Genomic DNA, 16,491 nt, shown 5'->3' on the forward strand with positions numbered 1-16,491 from the left:
GTTACCACTTACCAGTTGAGGACAACCTCGTTCAGCGGCAGGCGCTCGCGGGGCATCGCGTCGCGCTCCGTGATCTGCGGGTCCGTCCGGGCGTAGTCACCCAGCACGCCGACGGCGATCACCACCAGCGGACGCATCCCGTCAGGCAGCTGGAACACCTCGGCGGCTCCACGGGCGTCGAACCCCGCCATCGGATGGACGATCAGCCCGCGCGAGACGGCTTCGATGCTGAGGTTGGCCATCGCGGCGCCGGTGTCCACAGCGGAGTACAGCGCTGTCTTGTCGTCCTCGCCTTCGTCGGCGCAGAGCAGGATCAGGGCAGCGGCGGCCTTGGCGTAGCTGTTGCCGCGGCGGAGCAGGTCCGCGATCGCGGCGAACGCTGGGTCGTCGCGCAGGCCGACGACGAACCGCACCGGCTGGCGCCGACCCCAGGTGGGAGCCCAGCGCGCCGCCTCGAGCAGAGCGGTCAGATCCGCGTCGGCCAGAACCGCGGCGGGGTCGAAGGCCCGCGGGCTCCAGCGGGCCGCGAGGGCAGGATGGATCGGGACGGAGGTGTCGGCCAACCGGCCGGCGGGTGCGTCGGGCACGGTCGCGACGCTACCGGCGGGATTAATCGGATGCGGGCAGCCTTTATCCTTTATGGGCATCCCCCCGGCAATGGAAGGTTCAGTAGTGGCGCTCGTCGTACAGAAGTACGGCGGATCCTCGGTGTCCGACGCCGATCGAATCCGCCGTGTGGCCGAGCGCATCGTCGAGACCAAGAAGGCGGGCAACGACGTCGTTGTCGTGGTCTCCGCGATGGGCGACACCACCGACGAACTGCTGGACCTGGCCAAACAGGTGTGCCCTGCGCCGCCGGCCCGCGAGCTGGACATGCTGCTGACCGCCGGCGAACGCATCTCCAACGCACTGGTGGCGATGGCCATCGAGTCCCTCGGCGCGCAGGCCCGTTCGTTCACCGGATCCCAGGCCGGCGTGATAACCACGGGCACCCACGGCAACGCCAAGATCATCGACGTCACCCCCGGCCGACTGCGCCAGGCGCTCGACGACGGCCAGATCGTGCTGGTCGCCGGATTCCAGGGCGTCAGCCAGGACACCAAGGACGTCACCACGCTGGGCCGCGGCGGATCAGATACCACCGCGGTCGCGGTGGCGGCAGCACTCAAGGCCGATGTGTGCGAGATCTACACCGACGTCGACGGCATCTTCACCGCCGATCCGCGCATCGTTCCCGATGCCCGCCGACTGGACACCGTCTCCTTCGAGGAGATGCTGGAGATGGCCGCCGCCGGCGCCAAGGTGCTGATGCTGCGCTGCGTGGAGTACGCACGCCGCTTCGACCTGCCCATCCACGTCCGGTCGTCGTATTCCGACAAACCCGGCACGCTCGTCAAAGGATCGATGGAGGACATCCCGATGGAAGACGCCATCCTCACCGGAGTCGCGCACGACCGCGGCGAGGCCAAGGTCACCGTCGTCGGACTGCCCGACGTCCCCGGCTACGCCGCCCAGGTGTTCCGCGCGGTCGCCGACGCCGACGTGAACATCGACATGGTTCTGCAGAACATCTCGAAGGTCGAGGACGGCAAGACCGACATCACGTTCACCTGCTCGCGGGAGAGCGGGCCCGGCGCCGTGGAGAAGCTGACCTCGCTGCAGGACGAGATCGGCTTCACCCGGGTGCTCTACGACGACCACATCGGCAAGGTGTCGCTGATCGGTGCGGGCATGCGGTCGCACCCCGGTGTGACGGCAACCTTCTGTGAAGCGCTCGCCGAGGCGGGCATCAACATCGACCTGATCTCCACTTCCGAGATCCGCATCTCGGTGCTGATCAAGGACACCGAACTCGACAGTGCGGTGGCCGCGCTGCACAGGGCATTCGGACTCGGCGGCGATGAAGAAGCCGTCGTGTACGCGGGAACGGGGCGCTGAGAAAATGGTGCGGATAGGTGTAGTCGGAGCGACCGGCCAGGTCGGCCAGGTGATGCGGAAACTGTTGGCAGAGCGCGACTTCCCGGCCACCGAGGTGCGGTTCTTCGCCTCGGCGCGCTCCGCCGGAAAGAAGCTGGAGTTCCGCGGTCAGGAGATCGAGGTCGAGGACTCCGAGACCGCCGATCCGTCCGGCCTGGACATTGCGCTGTTCTCCGCGGGTGCGACGATGTCGCGGGTGCAGGCGCCGCGCTTCGCGGCCGCGGGTGCGGTGGTGGTCGACAACTCTTCGGCATGGCGCAAGGATCCCGACGTTCCGCTGGTGGTGTCCGAGGTCAACTTCGCGCACGATGCCCACAACCGCCCGAAAGGCATCATCGCCAACCCGAACTGCACCACGATGGCCGCGATGCCGGTGCTCAAACCGCTGCACGACGAGGCCGGTCTGGTGCGGATGATCGCCTCGACGTACCAGGCGGTTTCGGGCAGCGGGTTGGCCGGGGTCGAGGAACTGTTCGGTCAGGCCAGTGCCGTCGTCGCCGACAGCCAGGAACTGGTGCACGACGGTAGCGCGGTCGCCTTCCCGGCGCCCGACAAGTACGTCGCACCGATCGCGTTCAACGTGGTGCCCCTTGCCGGATCGATCGTCGACGACGGATCCGGCGAGACGGACGAGGATCAGAAGCTGCGCAACGAGAGCCGCAAGATCCTCGGCATCCCCGAGCTGGCCGTCTCCGGCACCTGCGTGCGGGTGCCGGTCTACACCGGACACTCGCTGTCGATAAATGTGGAGTTCTCGCAACCGTTGTCGGTGGCGCGGGCTACCGAGATCCTCGCCGGCGCACCGGGGGTGACGCTGGTCGACGTGCCCACGCCGCTGGCCGCCGCCGGTGCCGACCATTCACTCGTCGGTCGAATCAGGCAGGACCCCGGTGTTCCCGACGGCCGCGGACTGGCGCTGTTCGTCTCCGGGGACAACCTGCGAAAAGGCGCGGCGCTGAACACCATCCAGATCGCCGAGCTGCTGGCCGCCGAACTCTAGCTCCCGTGCGCCCACTCCGCCGGAATTGCATTCCAGCAGGTCTGCTCTCGGCGTTTCTCTGCTGGAATGCAATTCCGGCGGCACAGGCCACGCCGATCGAGTTGCCGCCGCTGCAGCCGGGCCAGGTTCTGCGGATCGGCCCGGCGGCCGGAACGGGCACGCCGACAGTCGATTACGGCATCGGCGCGACAGACCTGTGCGAGTTCATGCAGTTCCCGGAGCAGCTGCTGCAGGTCTGCGGAGACAGCTTTCGCGGCCAGGGCGTGGGTTTCGGCGGATGGTTCTCGCCGGTCGCACTGCACGTCGAAGACGACACCCTCGATGACGCGGCCGGTGTGCGCTACGACGGTGTCACCGGTATCGACACCCCGTTGCTCGCCGACCCGACGCCCCCGGGGGCGTCGCAGCTGCCCGCGGGTGTCGTCGAGATCAACCGCGAGAACTACCTGATGGTGACCACCACGAAAGACCTCCGGCCGCAGACCTCTCGATTGGTGAAAGCCGAACCAGGACAAGGCAACTGGGTGACGGTGCCGGACTCCGAACGCGACGCCGCCTATGCGGGTGGCGGGCAGTCGCAGATCAGCGGCTACTACGACCCGATCCCGACGGCTGACTCCCAGCGTGGCTGGATCTATATCGTGGCGAACAACTTCGACCGCAGCGCGCCGGTGGTGTTGTACCGGACCACGCCAGAGTCCTTCACCGACAGATCGGCGTGGCAGGGCTGGTCGGACACCCTGGGCTGGGGGCACGAGCCGACGCCGCTGTGGGGTGACCGCGTGGGGGAGATGAGTGTGCGCCAGATCGACGGCAGAACCGTGCTGTCCTACTTCAACGCGAGCACCGGGAACATGGAGATGCGGGTCGCCGACGGCCCGACGAGTTTGGGTGCCGCGCCGGTCACCACGGTCGTGGTCGCTACGGAATGGCCGGAACAGGTGGAACAACTGCCGCCGCCTGAGATCAATCGGCTGGCCCAGCCGTACGGGGGTTACATCGCGCCGGGATCCACGCTGGACGCGGTGCGGGTGTTCGTCAGCCAGTGGAACACCATGGCCCGCGGCGGCTCACCGTATCGCGTCATCCAGTACGCGGTGAACCCGGTTAAGCCCTCATAGCTGATTCACAGCCTGCACCTATCTGACGCTGTGGATTGCGGCGAATGATCACCGTCATGAGCGATCCAACCCCGCCACCCGCGAACTCCGAACCCCCCACCGGGCCGGTGGTCACCCCACCGCCGGCCGCCGCGCCGGTCCCCGAACCCGCGCCGTATCACGAGCCGCAACCCGTCTTCGTCGAGCAGTCCAATCGACTCAACAAGGCCGCGGCGTGGGTCGGCATCATCGCCGGATCGGTGATCATCGTCGCGGTGATCTTCGGGACCGGATTTTTTGTCGGCCAGCAGGTCGGTGACGATTCCCGCGGCCCCGACCGGTCCAACCACATGGTGCTGCGACCCGGGCCGCCGATGTTCCCGATGGGCGAGCGCGGCGAGTTCCAGCGGGGACCCGGTTTCGCGGGACCGTTCGGTCCCGGTGGCCCGATGGTCGAGATGCCGCGGTCGCCGGGCGGGCCGAACGCCGATACTCCGCCCGGGCCACCTCGGTCCCCGGGTGGTTCTGACGAAGCGCCGGCCCTGCCTCGCCCCTGATCGGCCGTTCCTCGGGTGGATCGACCGGCTTTCGGGTACACCGGCAGCAGGGCGGCGGCACAGCCCACAAGCCGTCGCGTCCCGAGGAGATGAGGCTTATGACCGAGAAGTACGCGACCACCGATTCCGGCGCGCCCGCACCGAGCTTTGAGCACTCGCTGACCGTCGGCACAGACGGGCCGATCCTGCTGCAGGACCACTATCTGATCGAGCAGATGGCCAACTTCAACCGCGAGCGGATCCCGGAGCGTCAGCCCCACGCCAAAGGCGGCGGCGCATTCGGCACGTTCGAGGTGACCCAGGACGTCAGCCAGTTCACCAAGGCGGCGTTTCTGCAGCCTGGCGCCACCACGGAGATGGTTGCCCGGTTCTCCACCGTCGCCGGCGAGCGGGGAAGCCCGGACACCTGGCGTGACCCACGGGGCTTCTCGCTGAAGTTCTACACCAGCGACGGCAACTTCGACATGGTCGGCAACAACACCCCGGTGTTCTTCATCCGCGACCCGATGAAGTTCCAGAACTTCATCCGCAGCCAGAAGCGGATGGCGGCCAACAACCTCCGTGACCACCACATGCAGTGGGACTTCTGGACATTGTCACCGGAGTCGGCGCATCAGGTCACCTGGTTGATGGGGGATCGTGGCATCCCCAAGACCTGGCGGAACATGAACGGCTACTCCAGCCACACCTACAGCTGGGTCAATGCCAACGACGAGATGTTCTGGGTGAAGTACCACTTCAAGACCGACCAGGGCATCGACTTCCTCTCCCAGGAGGACGCCGACCGTCTCGCCGGTGAGGACGGCGACTACCACCAGCGCGATCTGTTCACCTCCATCGAGGACGGCAACTTCCCCACCTGGACGCTGAAGGTCCAGATCATGCCGTTCGAGGACGCCAAGACGTATCGGTTCAACCCGTTCGACCTGACCAAGGTGTGGCCGCACAGCGACTACCCGCTGCACGAGGTCGGCAAGATGACGCTGAACCGCAACGTCGTCGACTACCACGCACAGATGGAGCAGGCGGCCTTCGAGCCCAACAACGTCGTCCCGGGTACCGGGCTCAGCCCCGACAAGATGTTGCTGGCCCGCGGGTTCTCCTACTCCGACGCACACCGCGCCAGGCTCGGGGTGAACTACAAGCAGATCCCGGTCAACGAACCGCAGGTCGAGGTCCGGGCGTACTCCAAGGACGGTGCGATGCGGATTCGCAACGCGACCGATCCGGTGTACGCGCCGAACTCGATGGGCGGCCCGGAGGCCGACCCCAAACGCGCCGCCGAAGTGCACTGGGCTTCCGACGGTGACATGGTCCGGTCGGCGTACGCCCTTCGTCCCGAAGACGACGACTGGAGTCAGGCCGGCACCCTGGTCCGTGAGGTCCTCGACGACGAGGCCCGAGATCGACTGGCCCACAACATCATCGGGCACGTGTCCAAGGGTGTCCGGGAACCGGTGCTGTCACGGGTGTTCGAGTACTGGAAGAACGTCGACCCCGACCTCGGCAAGAAGGTCGAGGAGGGCGTCAGGGCCGGTTCCGACTAGCGCTGACCCTGGCCCGGGTACGGCAGCAGCGCCATCTCGCGCGCGGTCTTGACGGCCGTGGCGATCTGGCGTTGCTGCTGTACCGTCAGCCCGGTGACGCTGCGGGAGCGGATCTTTCCGCGCTCGGAGAGGAACTGCCGCAGCCGTTTCGCCTTCACCAGCTGGAATTCCGGTTGCTGCGCAGCTCGCCCTGGTGGACGAGTTCCCGGACCCGCACCCCGGACAGGCCGAACTTGCGCAGGTGTCCGCGGGGACGCCCGTCGACCGCGTCGCGATTGCGCACCCGTACCGCGCTGGCGTCGCGCGGTTGGCGCGCCAACTCCGCCTGTGCGGCGATCCGGGCCTCAGGCGCGGCCGACGGTGACTTGATGATGCGCTCGAGTTCGGCAACGTTGCACTGCTTCCGATCTCACGTGGCGATCCGGAGCATCAGGCATCAAGCGCCTCGACTCATGGTGGTGGCTGCGGCGAGGTCCTCAGGAATGGGCATTGCTGTCATCAGCCCCGCGTCGACGCGACCGGTGTTGCCGACGGGATAGCGGCCGGTCATTGAACCGGGGGCAGCGACGATCAGGCGTAGGACTTGGCCGAAGGCTTCGCGGCGGTCGTGCTGGCGCAACGCCAATGTCAGCATCGCGCCGTGGTTGCGGGTGTGCAACCACGGATCTGGTTGCGAGACAATGTGTGCGCGCTCCAGATGTCGCCACCTGGTCGCGGGGCTGGTCGCATGTTTCGCAGCGGTCATCTCACCTCGGTAGACCTGGCGGGCCTGCGCACTGATTCGTGCCATCGAGTCAGCTCCTTTCGTGCGGAGAGGGGTCTACCGGTGGTTGGCCGTTGTGGATGTGGTCGGGCCGTCGATTGTTTTGCCACAGCAGGGGTCGTCGAGTGTGGGTCCCGAGCCGATGTCGACCGAGTGGGTTGTTGACCGCACGGCAGTCGTTGTCACGCCGGGGAGCGCGGCGATGCGAGCGGCACGGATGGCGTTGAAAATGACGAATACCTCGGCGGTTTCGTGGATCAGGACCACGGTGGCCAAGCCGAGAATGCCGAACGCGGCTAGCGGTATCAGGACGGCAATGATGGCCAGTGAAAACGCGATGTTCTGCACCATGATTCGGCGGGCGCGCCGCGAGTGGGCCAGTACCTGGGGTAGGTGACGAAGGTCTTCACCCATAAGCGCGACGTCCGCGGTTTCGATGGCGACGTCGGTGCCCATGGCGCCCATGGCGATGCCGATGTCGGCGGTGGCCAGCGCGGGGGCGTCGTTGATGCCATCGCCGACCATGGCGATCGGGCGGCCCTTTGCGACGGTCGGCAGCAGAGCTGCCTTGTCCTCGGGGAGCAGCTCGGAGTACACGGTGGTGATGCCGGCTTCGGCGGCCACCGCCTGGGCGGTACGGGTGTTGTCGCCGGTGAGCATCACCACCGTGAGGCCAAGTCGTGTCAGCAGCCCCACTGTGTCGGCGGCTTCGGGGCGAAGTTCATCGCGCACGGCGATAGCGGCGACCGGCTGTTCGTCTCGGGCCAGCACCACCACGGTCGCACCGGCTGCCTGCAACCGCTCGATGTCGCCGGCGAGTGGTCCGGGCGCAACCCAGGAGGGTTTACCGAGGCGCAGTCGGTGGCCATCGAGGTCACCGTGCAGACCGTGGCCGGGCACTGCGGTCACGTCACTGGCGGTCGGCGGGTCACCCGCGGAAGTCAGAATCGCTTGCGCGAGTGGGTGTTCACTGCGCGCCTCCAGAGATGCTGCCCACCTCAGCGCCTCATCGTCGCTGAAGCTGTCGGTGGTGACGACGTCAATGACACGGGGCTGATTGCGGGTGAGCGTGCCCGTCTTGTCCAGGGCGACGACTTTGATGCGGCCGAGTTCCTCGACTGCGGCGCCACCCTTGATCAAGGCGCCGTGGCGGCTGGCGGCCCCAATGGCCGCGACCACGGTCAGCGGGACGGCGATCGCCAGCGCGCACGGTGAAGCGGCCACCAGCACCACCAGCGCCCGCTCCAGCCACAGCATCGGGTCACCGAAAACCGAGCCCAGCGCCGCGACGCCCGCAGCGAACGCCATGATCGCCGGCACCAGCGGACGCGCAATCCGATCGGCCAGTCGTTGGCCGGCACCCTTGCGCTCCTGAGCTTCCTCGACGATGTGCACGATCCGCGCCAAGGAGCTGTCAGTGGCCAAGGCGGTGACCTCGACCTCGATCGCTCCGCCGCCATTGATCGCACCAGCGAACACGCTGCTGCCCGGTCCGGCTTCCACGGGCACCGACTCGCCGGTGATCGCCGACAGGTCCAGGCTCGTCTGACCAGATCGGATGGTGCCGTCGGTGGCGGCCCGTTCACCGGGCCGGATCACCATGACGTCGCCGACGACGAGATCGCCGGGGGGCACGGTTGTTTCGGCGCCATCCCGCAGCACCGAGGCTTTCGGCGGCACCAGGGACAACAGGGATCGCAGCCCGCGGCGGGTGCGGCTCACCGCATAGTGCTCAAGCCCCTCAGCGATCGAGAACAAGATGCCCAGCAGGGCCGCTTCGGCGAACTGGCCCAAGGCCACCGCACCGATCGCGGCGATCGTCATCAACGTGCCCACCCCGAGGCGACCGTGCCGCAGATTGCGGATCGCATCGGGCACGAACGTGATGGCGCCTGCGGCTACGGCAGCCAACTCGACGGCTTTCGCGGCACCATCCAGGCCATCGAACCGCCCCACGATCCAGCTCACGGCCAGCAAGACTGCAGCCAGCGCCGCGAATTGCAGTTCCTTTACTTGCCAGAGCTTTTCGGGACCCGCGTCGGGTTCGGCGTCGTTGCGTGGCCCGCAGCATGCATCAGACACGATCGATGCCCTTCCCCGCAGGCGCGCTCACGCTGGCGAGCACCGACTCGGTCAACTGGCGCCCACGCGCGGTCAGCTGGTACATCACCAACTTGCCCTGACGCCGCGAGGACACCAGAGACGCATTCTTGAGTTGGCGTAGATGGTGCGACACCAAGCCCTGAGGCAGTCCAACCACCCAAGCTATGTCGCAAACGCACAACTCGTCACCGGCTGCGAGCGCGGCCGCGATGGACAACCGGGTCGCGTCGCTCAGGCCGCGCGCCGCGGCGGCGGCGACTTGGACGGTGGCCCTGTCGGGCACCGTGGCCCGGATGGACTCCGCATGAGGCAGGTCCAGACAGAGAAGGTCGCAGGTGTCCACCGGCTCAGACATATCGACATACTAAAGTATGTCGATATGTCCTGTGAAGGGTCTTGCCCATCTTGATCAACACTGGGCCGAGTCGAAGAATCTGCAGTGGCCATCGCGCGACGTCCGGTTGCCGCCAGTGGGCGAGCCATCAGCAGCGATTCTTCGATGCCGGGTCGGGGGTCGACGTCTGAGTGGCACCGGTCGGCGTTGTGGTGTCCTCCGACGCACAGCCGCCGCGTCGAGTGAATGGGTAGAGCACCTGGCGCAGATAGCTGGTGGGGTAATCAGGCTTGGCGGCCATACCCAGCTGGGTGGAGTCGAATCGTCTTGCGGGGTCATAGGAGAAGGTCCGCATGATGTGATCCCACACCAAGGTGAACAGCCCGAAGTTGACGTCGCCGATGCCGGCCCATTTGAGGTGGTGGAATCGGTGGCCCTCGTTGAGGGCCAGGACGTACTTGGCAGGGCCGATACGGTACTCGGCGTTGGAGTGTTGCAGCAGCAGTTGAATCGCGACGGCCAGGGCGAGGGCGGATGCGACGTCGACGGGTAGCGCGATCAGGATCAGGGGTGCGACGCCGGCGGCCATCTCCACGGTTTGGTGCAGCGGGTGTTTCATCAGGCCGTTGAGGCCGTAGAAGCGGGTGACGCTGTGGTGCACCGCGTGGAAGCGCCACAGCACGCCGACCTTGTGGCTGGCAAGATGTACCACGGTAATGCCGAAGTCGGCGACCAGGATCGCGGCGAGGACTTGTGCGGCGAATGGCCAACTGTGTGGCCATAGTTGAGGTGCGGGGACGATGGCGGCGAGCAGCGGGATCGCGGCGACGCTGGCCAAAATGAGGGTTTCGTTGACCGCGACGTGAATGCTGTCACGCTTGCCATCGGCGCGATCGTGGTTCCACTCTGAGTCGTACGGGATGATTCGCTCCACCAGGAGCGCGGTAGCGATTGCGGCTGCCAGAATCGCGAGCAGCCAATATTTCGGTAAGCCAGCGGCGGCTACGGCGATGCCTGCGCCGTTGAGTCCGACCAGCATGAACGGCACGTAGCCGTATCGGGCTAGGGCCTTCACTGCGGTGGTGGATGTCGAGGCCGTGCGAGAAGTTGTACTCATGCCTTGATCGTCGCGGTAGCCGCCGGGACAGGGCTTGAATGATTCGGCTAGCTGCTGGGGTCGAGGTCCCAGGACACGTGCCGACTCAGCACCGAGGGCGGCAGGCCGAACATCTCGCGGGTGGTGCGAGTGAGGTGGGCACTGTCGGCGAAGCCTGCACCGTGCGCGGCGCCAGTCAGGTCGTCCCCGCCCTGGACCAGAGTGATCGCAATCCGCAGCCGTGACCACAACACATAACGCCGAAGCGGGATTCCAACCTGCTCGGTGAACAGGTGAGTGAAGCGGCTCGCCGAAAGGCCCACCTGCGCCGCGAGTTTGGTACCGCTAACGGGACCGGCTGCTACGAGAGTTGGCAGCAACCGCAATGCATGGTCGACCGAGGAGTGTTGGGCCGGGACATCGCGATCGGAGGTAGCGGGCGATAGGTCAGCGACTACGTCGGCGACCACGGTGGCAAGCGGTCGGCGCGCAGCGGAGGCGAACGCCGAGCTGATGACCCATCCGGCGTCGATTGCCCGCCTATGCGCAGCTCGTCCCGGCGCGGATGCCGGGTCCAGGAACACCACTGTGCCGTCCTCGGCACCGCCCCAGATTCGATGGGCCGCGTCGGCAGGCACCACTACCTTCGTGCCCGTGTGTGGCGCTCCCTGCTCATCGGGAACGGTCAAAGGCGTTGTCGCCATTATGATTTGTACGGCGTGGTGGGCGTGGGTATCGGTGGCACCGATAGACCCGGCGAAGGCCAGCACTCCCGACCGGAGCAGCGCCGCACCGCCCCAGCGCGGTTGGACATCGTCTGCGGAGTTATTCGTCTCCGGGACGCTCATCGTTCGAGGTGTTCTTGCGGCGGTGCCGTAGTAATTGCCAGAACGCGAGCCCAGAGGAACAGGCGTCGGGGACGTATCGCTCCGCATGAACGGGTCACCGTTGGGCGCCGTCGGGCACGGCGACGCCTACGCCGCGATAGCGGTCGGACGGGTTTGAGCGCCATCAAGCCGATGGCCCCCTGACAGGTGACCGACCGATGCGCGGAACGAAACGTCCGACGCGGCTCACGTAATCGCGGTAACGCTCGCTGTGCGTGCGATGCAGATACGGCTCCTCCACGACGCGGACCTGCAGCTCGATCGACGTCAACAACAGAACAAACCCCATGATTGCCAGCAGATTTGGCGCCATCAGCGCTATGCCGGCACCGAATATCAGCATTGCGGTGAAGATGGGGTTGCGGACCCAGCCAAACATTCCACGGTCGACGAGTTGGGTGGTTTCGCCGGCGTCGACGCCGATGCGCCACGAGTCACCCATCGACTCTTGCGCCCACAACGTCGCGGCGATACCTACAAGCGCCGCCAGCGTTCCCAGCGCCCCAAATACGGGGGCGTCGAGCGTGGTGACAGGCGACAGCAAGCCGGCTAGCTGAAGGATTGGCGCGAGCGCACCCACCACAATCGCCACCACGAAGCCGGCACCGGCGAGCCACTCTAACGACCCGGGTTGTCCATGGAAGCCGCGCATACCCGTGGACCCTGTACGGCGCCACTGCCGATAGCTACGCCACCCGAACCCCAAAACGATAAATATCCCGTAGAGCATCAGCGCCGCCATTGCCATCGTGGCCTCTCCATTCAATCCATAACCGTTGTGAGCAAGAGCGACTACTCCGCGACCGAAGACTCGCTCGCGAACCGGGCCCGTGTGTCGAATCGGTCGGCGCAAGCCGCCGAGCAGAAGCGGTAGGTGCGGCCATCACGGCTTCGGGTGATCGCGGCGGACGCGGCGGTCACATGTAGCCGGCACATCGGGTCGACGTGCTGCTGGTGTTCCTCGCCGATGTCCACCGCGAACAGTTCCATCCGGTTAGCCATGTTTCTGATGCTCACCAGCCCGAGCGCTTCGACGGGAAGGCCGAGATCGGCGGCGGCCGCGGCGACGTCGCGGCCGAATACGATTCGCCCAGGTGCAGCGAGTGCTGCCAACCGCGCCGCGGCGTTCACAATCGTCCCGAACACATCGCCGCGCCGTCTCACCACCGTTCCCGCGCTGAGCCCCGCACGAAGCATCGGAAAGCCCTCGGCACGCCTGGCCGCAACGCCCAAGCGGCGCAGGAAGGCCAGCGCCGCAGGTGCGTCCGCACTGGTGACCATGACGGCATCACCCATCGTCTTGATCAGCTCGTCGCCGGGCCCCAGCGCTTCGCCTGCCATGCCTGCGAAGTCCTCGGCGAACTGGGCAGCGACGTGATCGCCATGAATCTCGGTGAGTGCGGTGTAGCCAGACATGTCGACGAACACGATGGCCGCATTGGTGTCGACATGGTCGAGAGTCGGTTCAGCACTTGCCTTGGCCGTCACCGTACTGAGTTGTGTCACCGCTTCCGACATGAGGACACCATACATAGTGATATGCGCATGTGTCTATATATGTTGGAGCGGTGCGGTGGAGACGAGCGGTGAAGGCCGGGAACGCCAACCGCTAATCGACCGCAGTTCACGACGCCGTGCCGACATGGCGTCCGGCTCAACGTCACTGACACCTGTTGCTGTGCAGTTCGTTCGGTGATCTGCAGTTCGTCTCCGCTAATCCTTCCCGCACGCATTTTTCCCTGGCCATATTGGGGGGTCTTTGTCCAGCGGTGGCCGCGTCCAAGCGATCGGTCCACGGAAAATTTCACTGCTGTAGTTATGTGGCTGCTGTTACTAAAGGGGCTAATGTGAGATACGTTTCTACGTAGGAGATACGTAATTGAGTACCGAGCTCACGTTTGCGATTCAGCCGCTATCGGCTTGTGGAAGTAGCTCACCGCGCGGCGCGCCGAGGAGAAGACATGGAAGCACACGCCCGGAGCAAGGGTGCACTACCTGCCGGCGCTGACCGCTCTCACCCGGCCGGTACTGCGGGAAGCGTTTGGCGGGTCCCCGCTGTTATCGCGATGGTTATCCTGATTTCTCTCGTGTGTGCGCCGGTCGCGTCGACCCAACCTGCTGCCGGCCCTTGGGACCCCCTTCTTCCAAAGCGGCCAAGCGCGGGCGCTCCCGGTGATCCGCTTGCGATCGCCAACGCATCCCTTCAGGCAACGGCGTTGGCGACGCAGACAGCGATGAATATGGGTCGCGATTTTCTCAGCAGCCTGGGAATCGTCAGTCCCGCCGCAGATCCGTCGACGAGCGTGCGTGGAAATCGCATTAATGGTCCCCAAGCGATCGAGTACGTGATTCGCCGGGCGGGAACACAAATCGGTGTCCCCTACTCCTGGGGTGGCGGAAGCCTCACCGGTCCAACCCGCGGTGTCGACCAGGGTGCAGGCACTGTCGGCTTTGACTGTTCAGGCCTTACGCGGTTCGCCTTCGCCGGCGTCGGAGTGTTGCTGCCGCGGTGGTCCGGTGACCAGTACAACGCTGGGCGAAAGGTGCCACCCTCCCAAGCGAAGCGGGGCGATCTGCTGTTCTGGGGGCCTGGCGGAAGTCAACACGAGGCGATCTACTTGGGCGGAGGGCAGATGATCGAGGCGCAACGGACTGGCGTTCCCGTCAAGGTCTCACCAGTGCGCCAAGCCGGGATGACCCCGTACGTTGTTCGGATTATCGAGAGCTGACCGAAATCGGCCATCTTGTCAGTACCGAGATCATCGCGGGCGCGGCCGTCATGTCGGCGACTTTGTACCGTTAGTCGTCTGTCTCAGTTTTGGTTGACTACTTGCTGGAGTTTGACGCGTTCGCGTCGGACTTGGCTCCTCCCTTACCTTACGCCGCTCAGCTCAGCCCGGCCCGGCCCGGCCCGGCCCGGCCCGGCCCGGAAGCGTAGAACAAGGCCGTCGTACCGGCAAAGGCGGCGGCCCACAGCACCACGACGATGGCACACAGCATCAGCCACGTCTGCCAATCGATACTGTTGGGGCAGACGCCGAGCACCCACCGCATGGGTCGGATCCTCCTGTCACTTTCAGCCTCACGCGCCTGCAGAACGCAACCGGTACGACTCCTGTAAAGATCTGTTGAAGATCGCGCCGTTGCGGCAGTCGCGCGCCGCCGCGTCCGTATCAGCGGGCACCATGTTCATCATGGAGCACCACCCCCCGGGTACACCGACTGAGCAGGCGAAGGGATACCGCGCCCTGGTTGTCGACGACGAACTTCCCTTGGCCGAAGTGGTGGCCAGCTATTTGGAACGCGAGCAGTTCGAGGCGGCTGTGGCCGGCAACGGCGTCGATGCGATCGCCGTCGCCCGCGACCTCGACCCCGATGTCGTCATCCTCGACATCGGCCTGCCCGGCATCGATGGATTGGAAGTCTGCAGACAGATACGCACGTTCTCCGACGCCTACATCGTCATGCTCACCGCCCGCGACACCGAAATCGACACCGTCCTCGGACTGACCGTCGGCGCCGACGACTACATCACCAAACCCTTCAGCCCCCGCGAACTCGTCGCGCGCATTCGCGCCATGCTGCGCCGGCCCCGCGTCCTGCAATCGGCCATCGCGACCGCAGAGGCCGACATCGCGCCACCGCGTCGCTTCGGCCCGCTGAGCATCGACGTCGCTGCACGTGAGGTACGCATCGACGACGAACAGATTCTGTTGACCCGCACAGAGTTCGACATTCTCGAAGCGCTTTCGGGGCGGCCGGGCAATGTGCTGAGCCGGCGACAACTTCTTGAAACCGTCAGAGACGGACCCTGGGTAGGCAACGAGCATCTCGTCGACGTCCACATCGGCCATCTGCGGCGCAAACTAGGCGACGATGCAGCCTCTCCGCGCTACATCGCCACCGTGCGAGGGGTGGGATACCGGATGGGGTCGGGACAGTGACTCCGGTACGGGCGGCCACAGCTGGCCGGCGTCGACGGTGGGGTCGTCCAGGTATCGGTTTGCGGCTGCTGGCGGCCCAAACCATTGTGCTGGTAGCCGGGGCCGCGACGACCGCGGTGGTGGCCGCCGTCGTCGGTCCTCCCCTATTTCGCGAGCATCTTCACCGCGCGGGGGTGCCGATGAACTCCCCTGAGGAATTCCACGCCGAGGAGGCCTACGGCTACGCGACGGTGATATCCATCGGGGGCGCCCTGGCGGTGTCGGCGCTGGCCGCGCTTGCCGTCAGCTTCTACGTCAGTCGACGGCTTCAACGGTCCATCACCGAGGTTGCGTCCGCCGCCACCCATGTCGCTCAGGGGAATTACGAGATCCGTGTGTCACCACCGCGACTAGGCGACGATTTCGACGCGCTGTCGACCGCTTTTAACCAGATGGCTTCCCGGCTCCAAGCCGTTGATTCGACAAGACAGCAACTGTTCGGAGACTTGGCGCACGAGATCCGCACACCGGTCTCGGTGCTGGAGGCCTATATCGAAGCACTCGAAGACGGGGTGCGCACTTTGACTCCGCAGACAGCGGCGATGCTGCGCGACCAGACCCGCCGGCTGGTCCGGTTTTCCGATGATGTCGCCGCTCTCGCCAAGGCCGAGGAGAGCTCAGTCTCCATGTCGTATAACACCATTGACGTCGACCGCCTGACGCGCCACTGCGTCGTCGCGGTGAAGGAACGCTACGACAGCAAAGGTGTTGCGCTACGCGTACGTCTTCAGACGACACTCCCGCCGCTGTGGGCCGACCAGCAACGACTCTCCCAAGTCCTGGGCAACCTGCTGGAAAACGCGCTGCGGCACACGCCTTCCGGCGGCTCGGTCGAACTCAGCTGTGTCCGCGACGGCGACCGGTTGAGCATCGCCGTCGCCGACACCGGTGAAGGGATTGCCCCCGAGCACGTCACCCGGGTGTTCGAACGGTTTTACCGGGCCGACGCCGCCCGCGATCGCGAGCACGGCGGTGCCGGTTTAGGGCTCGCCATCGCCAAAGCGCTGGTCGAGGCCCACAGAGGATCCATTTCCGTAGCGAGCGCTGGACTCGGCGCCGGCGCAACATTCACCGTCGACTTACCCATAGCCCAGGTACATGCCGACTACTTCCCTGTTACCGCTGCCTCAACACGGGCCTGACC

The 16,491-nt window shown here is 65.8% G+C and carries 17 protein-coding genes and 2 pseudogenes; 8 read left to right on the forward strand and 11 right to left on the reverse strand.

Translation table 11 applies throughout. The features are described 5' to 3' along the window. Positions 1–8: 8 nt before the first annotated feature. On the reverse strand, positions 9–587 hold the full coding sequence (locus ABDC78_RS18620; protein ID WP_347133135.1) for a nitroreductase family protein: 579 nt from the start codon (positions 585–587) through the stop codon (positions 9–11). 85 nt (positions 588–672) lie between these two features. Here ABDC78_RS18620 and ABDC78_RS18625 point away from each other — a divergent pair, with 85 nt between their 5' ends. The 5 genes from ABDC78_RS18625 (at position 673) to ABDC78_RS18645 (ending at position 6,181) form a co-directional block, all read left to right on the forward strand. After that, on the forward strand, positions 673–1,938 hold the full coding sequence (locus tag ABDC78_RS18625; protein ID WP_178357428.1) for an aspartate kinase: 1,266 nt from the start codon (positions 673–675) through the stop codon (positions 1,936–1,938). 4 nt (positions 1,939–1,942) lie between these two features. After that, positions 1,943–2,977 carry an aspartate-semialdehyde dehydrogenase gene (locus tag ABDC78_RS18630; protein WP_178357429.1) on the forward strand — a complete coding sequence of 345 codons (1,035 nt, stop codon included), beginning with the start codon at positions 1,943–1,945 and terminating at the stop codon, positions 2,975–2,977. 71 nt (positions 2,978–3,048) lie between these two features. Next, entirely contained in the window at positions 3,049–4,098 is a 1,050-nt protein-coding gene (locus ABDC78_RS18635; protein WP_178357493.1) for a DUF4185 domain-containing protein, read from the forward strand. Positions 4,099–4,154: 56 nt separating this feature from the next. Further along, positions 4,155–4,634, forward strand: a complete 480-nt coding sequence (locus ABDC78_RS18640) for a hypothetical protein (RefSeq protein WP_256735879.1) — start codon at positions 4,155–4,157, stop codon at positions 4,632–4,634. A 98-nt stretch (positions 4,635–4,732) separates the two neighbouring features. Next, positions 4,733–6,181, forward strand: coding sequence for a catalase (locus ABDC78_RS18645; protein WP_178357431.1), 1,449 nt, complete (start codon positions 4,733–4,735; stop codon positions 6,179–6,181). Here the strand turns inward: ABDC78_RS18645 and rpsR are convergent. The 9 genes and pseudogenes from rpsR to ABDC78_RS18690 form a co-directional block, all read right to left on the reverse strand. Beyond that, positions 6,178–6,324 (reverse strand): annotated as a pseudogene (gene rpsR / locus ABDC78_RS18650) (30S ribosomal protein S18); the annotation flags it as partial. The gene ABDC78_RS18645 and the pseudogene rpsR sit on opposite strands and share 4 nt — an antisense overlap. An 11-nt stretch (positions 6,325–6,335) precedes the next feature. Beyond that, positions 6,336–6,569, reverse strand: a pseudogene (gene rpsN, locus ABDC78_RS18655) (30S ribosomal protein S14); the annotation flags it as partial. Between the two features lie 48 nt (positions 6,570–6,617). Then, positions 6,618–6,971 carry a DUF3703 domain-containing protein gene (locus ABDC78_RS18660; RefSeq protein ID WP_178357432.1) on the reverse strand — a complete coding sequence of 118 codons (354 nt, stop codon included), beginning with the start codon at positions 6,969–6,971 and terminating at the stop codon, positions 6,618–6,620. Positions 6,972–7,001: 30 nt separating this feature from the next. Continuing rightward, positions 7,002–9,026, reverse strand: a complete 2,025-nt coding sequence (locus tag ABDC78_RS18665; RefSeq protein WP_347133137.1) for a cation-translocating P-type ATPase — start codon at positions 9,024–9,026, stop codon at positions 7,002–7,004. Next, on the reverse strand, positions 9,019–9,402 hold the full coding sequence (locus tag ABDC78_RS18670) for a metalloregulator ArsR/SmtB family transcription factor (protein ID WP_178357433.1): 384 nt from the start codon (positions 9,400–9,402) through the stop codon (positions 9,019–9,021). Before ABDC78_RS18670 ends, ABDC78_RS18665 begins: the two co-directional genes overlap by 8 nt. 127 nt (positions 9,403–9,529) lie before the next feature. Beyond that, a complete protein-coding gene (locus ABDC78_RS18675) occupies positions 9,530–10,498 on the reverse strand; it encodes a sterol desaturase family protein (RefSeq protein ID WP_178357434.1) in 969 nt (322 codons plus the stop codon). Between the two features lie 47 nt (positions 10,499–10,545). Further along, positions 10,546–11,325, reverse strand: a complete 780-nt coding sequence (locus ABDC78_RS18680) for a helix-turn-helix domain-containing protein (RefSeq protein ID WP_178357435.1) — start codon at positions 11,323–11,325, stop codon at positions 10,546–10,548. Positions 11,326–11,488: 163 nt separating this feature from the next. Continuing rightward, positions 11,489–12,112 carry an isoprenylcysteine carboxylmethyltransferase family protein gene (locus ABDC78_RS18685; protein ID WP_178357436.1) on the reverse strand — a complete coding sequence of 208 codons (624 nt, stop codon included), beginning with the start codon at positions 12,110–12,112 and terminating at the stop codon, positions 11,489–11,491. A 44-nt stretch (positions 12,113–12,156) separates the two neighbouring features. Continuing rightward, complete coding sequence (locus ABDC78_RS18690; RefSeq protein WP_178357437.1) at positions 12,157–12,882, reverse strand: adenylate/guanylate cyclase domain-containing protein; 726 nt, start codon at positions 12,880–12,882, stop codon at positions 12,157–12,159. Positions 12,883–13,325: 443 nt separating this feature from the next. Here ABDC78_RS18690 and ripB point away from each other — a divergent pair, with 443 nt between their 5' ends. Continuing rightward, complete coding sequence (gene ripB, locus ABDC78_RS18695) at positions 13,326–14,093, forward strand: NlpC/P60 family peptidoglycan endopeptidase RipB (RefSeq protein ID WP_178357438.1); 768 nt, start codon at positions 13,326–13,328, stop codon at positions 14,091–14,093. 157 nt (positions 14,094–14,250) lie between these two features. Here ripB and ABDC78_RS18700 read toward each other — a convergent pair whose 3' ends face one another. Continuing rightward, positions 14,251–14,418, reverse strand: coding sequence for a hypothetical protein (locus tag ABDC78_RS18700; RefSeq protein ID WP_178357439.1), 168 nt, complete (start codon positions 14,416–14,418; stop codon positions 14,251–14,253). A gap of 131 nt (positions 14,419–14,549) precedes the next feature. Here ABDC78_RS18700 and ABDC78_RS18705 point away from each other — a divergent pair, with 131 nt between their 5' ends. Both ABDC78_RS18705 and ABDC78_RS18710 read left to right on the forward strand, forming a co-directional pair. Continuing rightward, entirely contained in the window at positions 14,550–15,308 is a 759-nt protein-coding gene (locus tag ABDC78_RS18705) for a response regulator transcription factor (RefSeq protein WP_178357495.1), read from the forward strand. Beyond that, positions 15,305–16,489, forward strand: a complete 1,185-nt coding sequence (locus ABDC78_RS18710) for an ATP-binding protein (RefSeq protein ID WP_178357440.1) — start codon at positions 15,305–15,307, stop codon at positions 16,487–16,489. The genes ABDC78_RS18705 and ABDC78_RS18710 overlap by 4 nt, the downstream gene beginning before the upstream one ends. Positions 16,490–16,491 lie beyond the last annotated feature (2 nt).

The organism is Mycobacterium sp. DL, assembly GCF_039729195.1.
GTDB classification, from domain to species: Bacteria; Actinomycetota; Actinomycetes; order Mycobacteriales; family Mycobacteriaceae; genus Mycobacterium; species Mycobacterium hippocampi_A.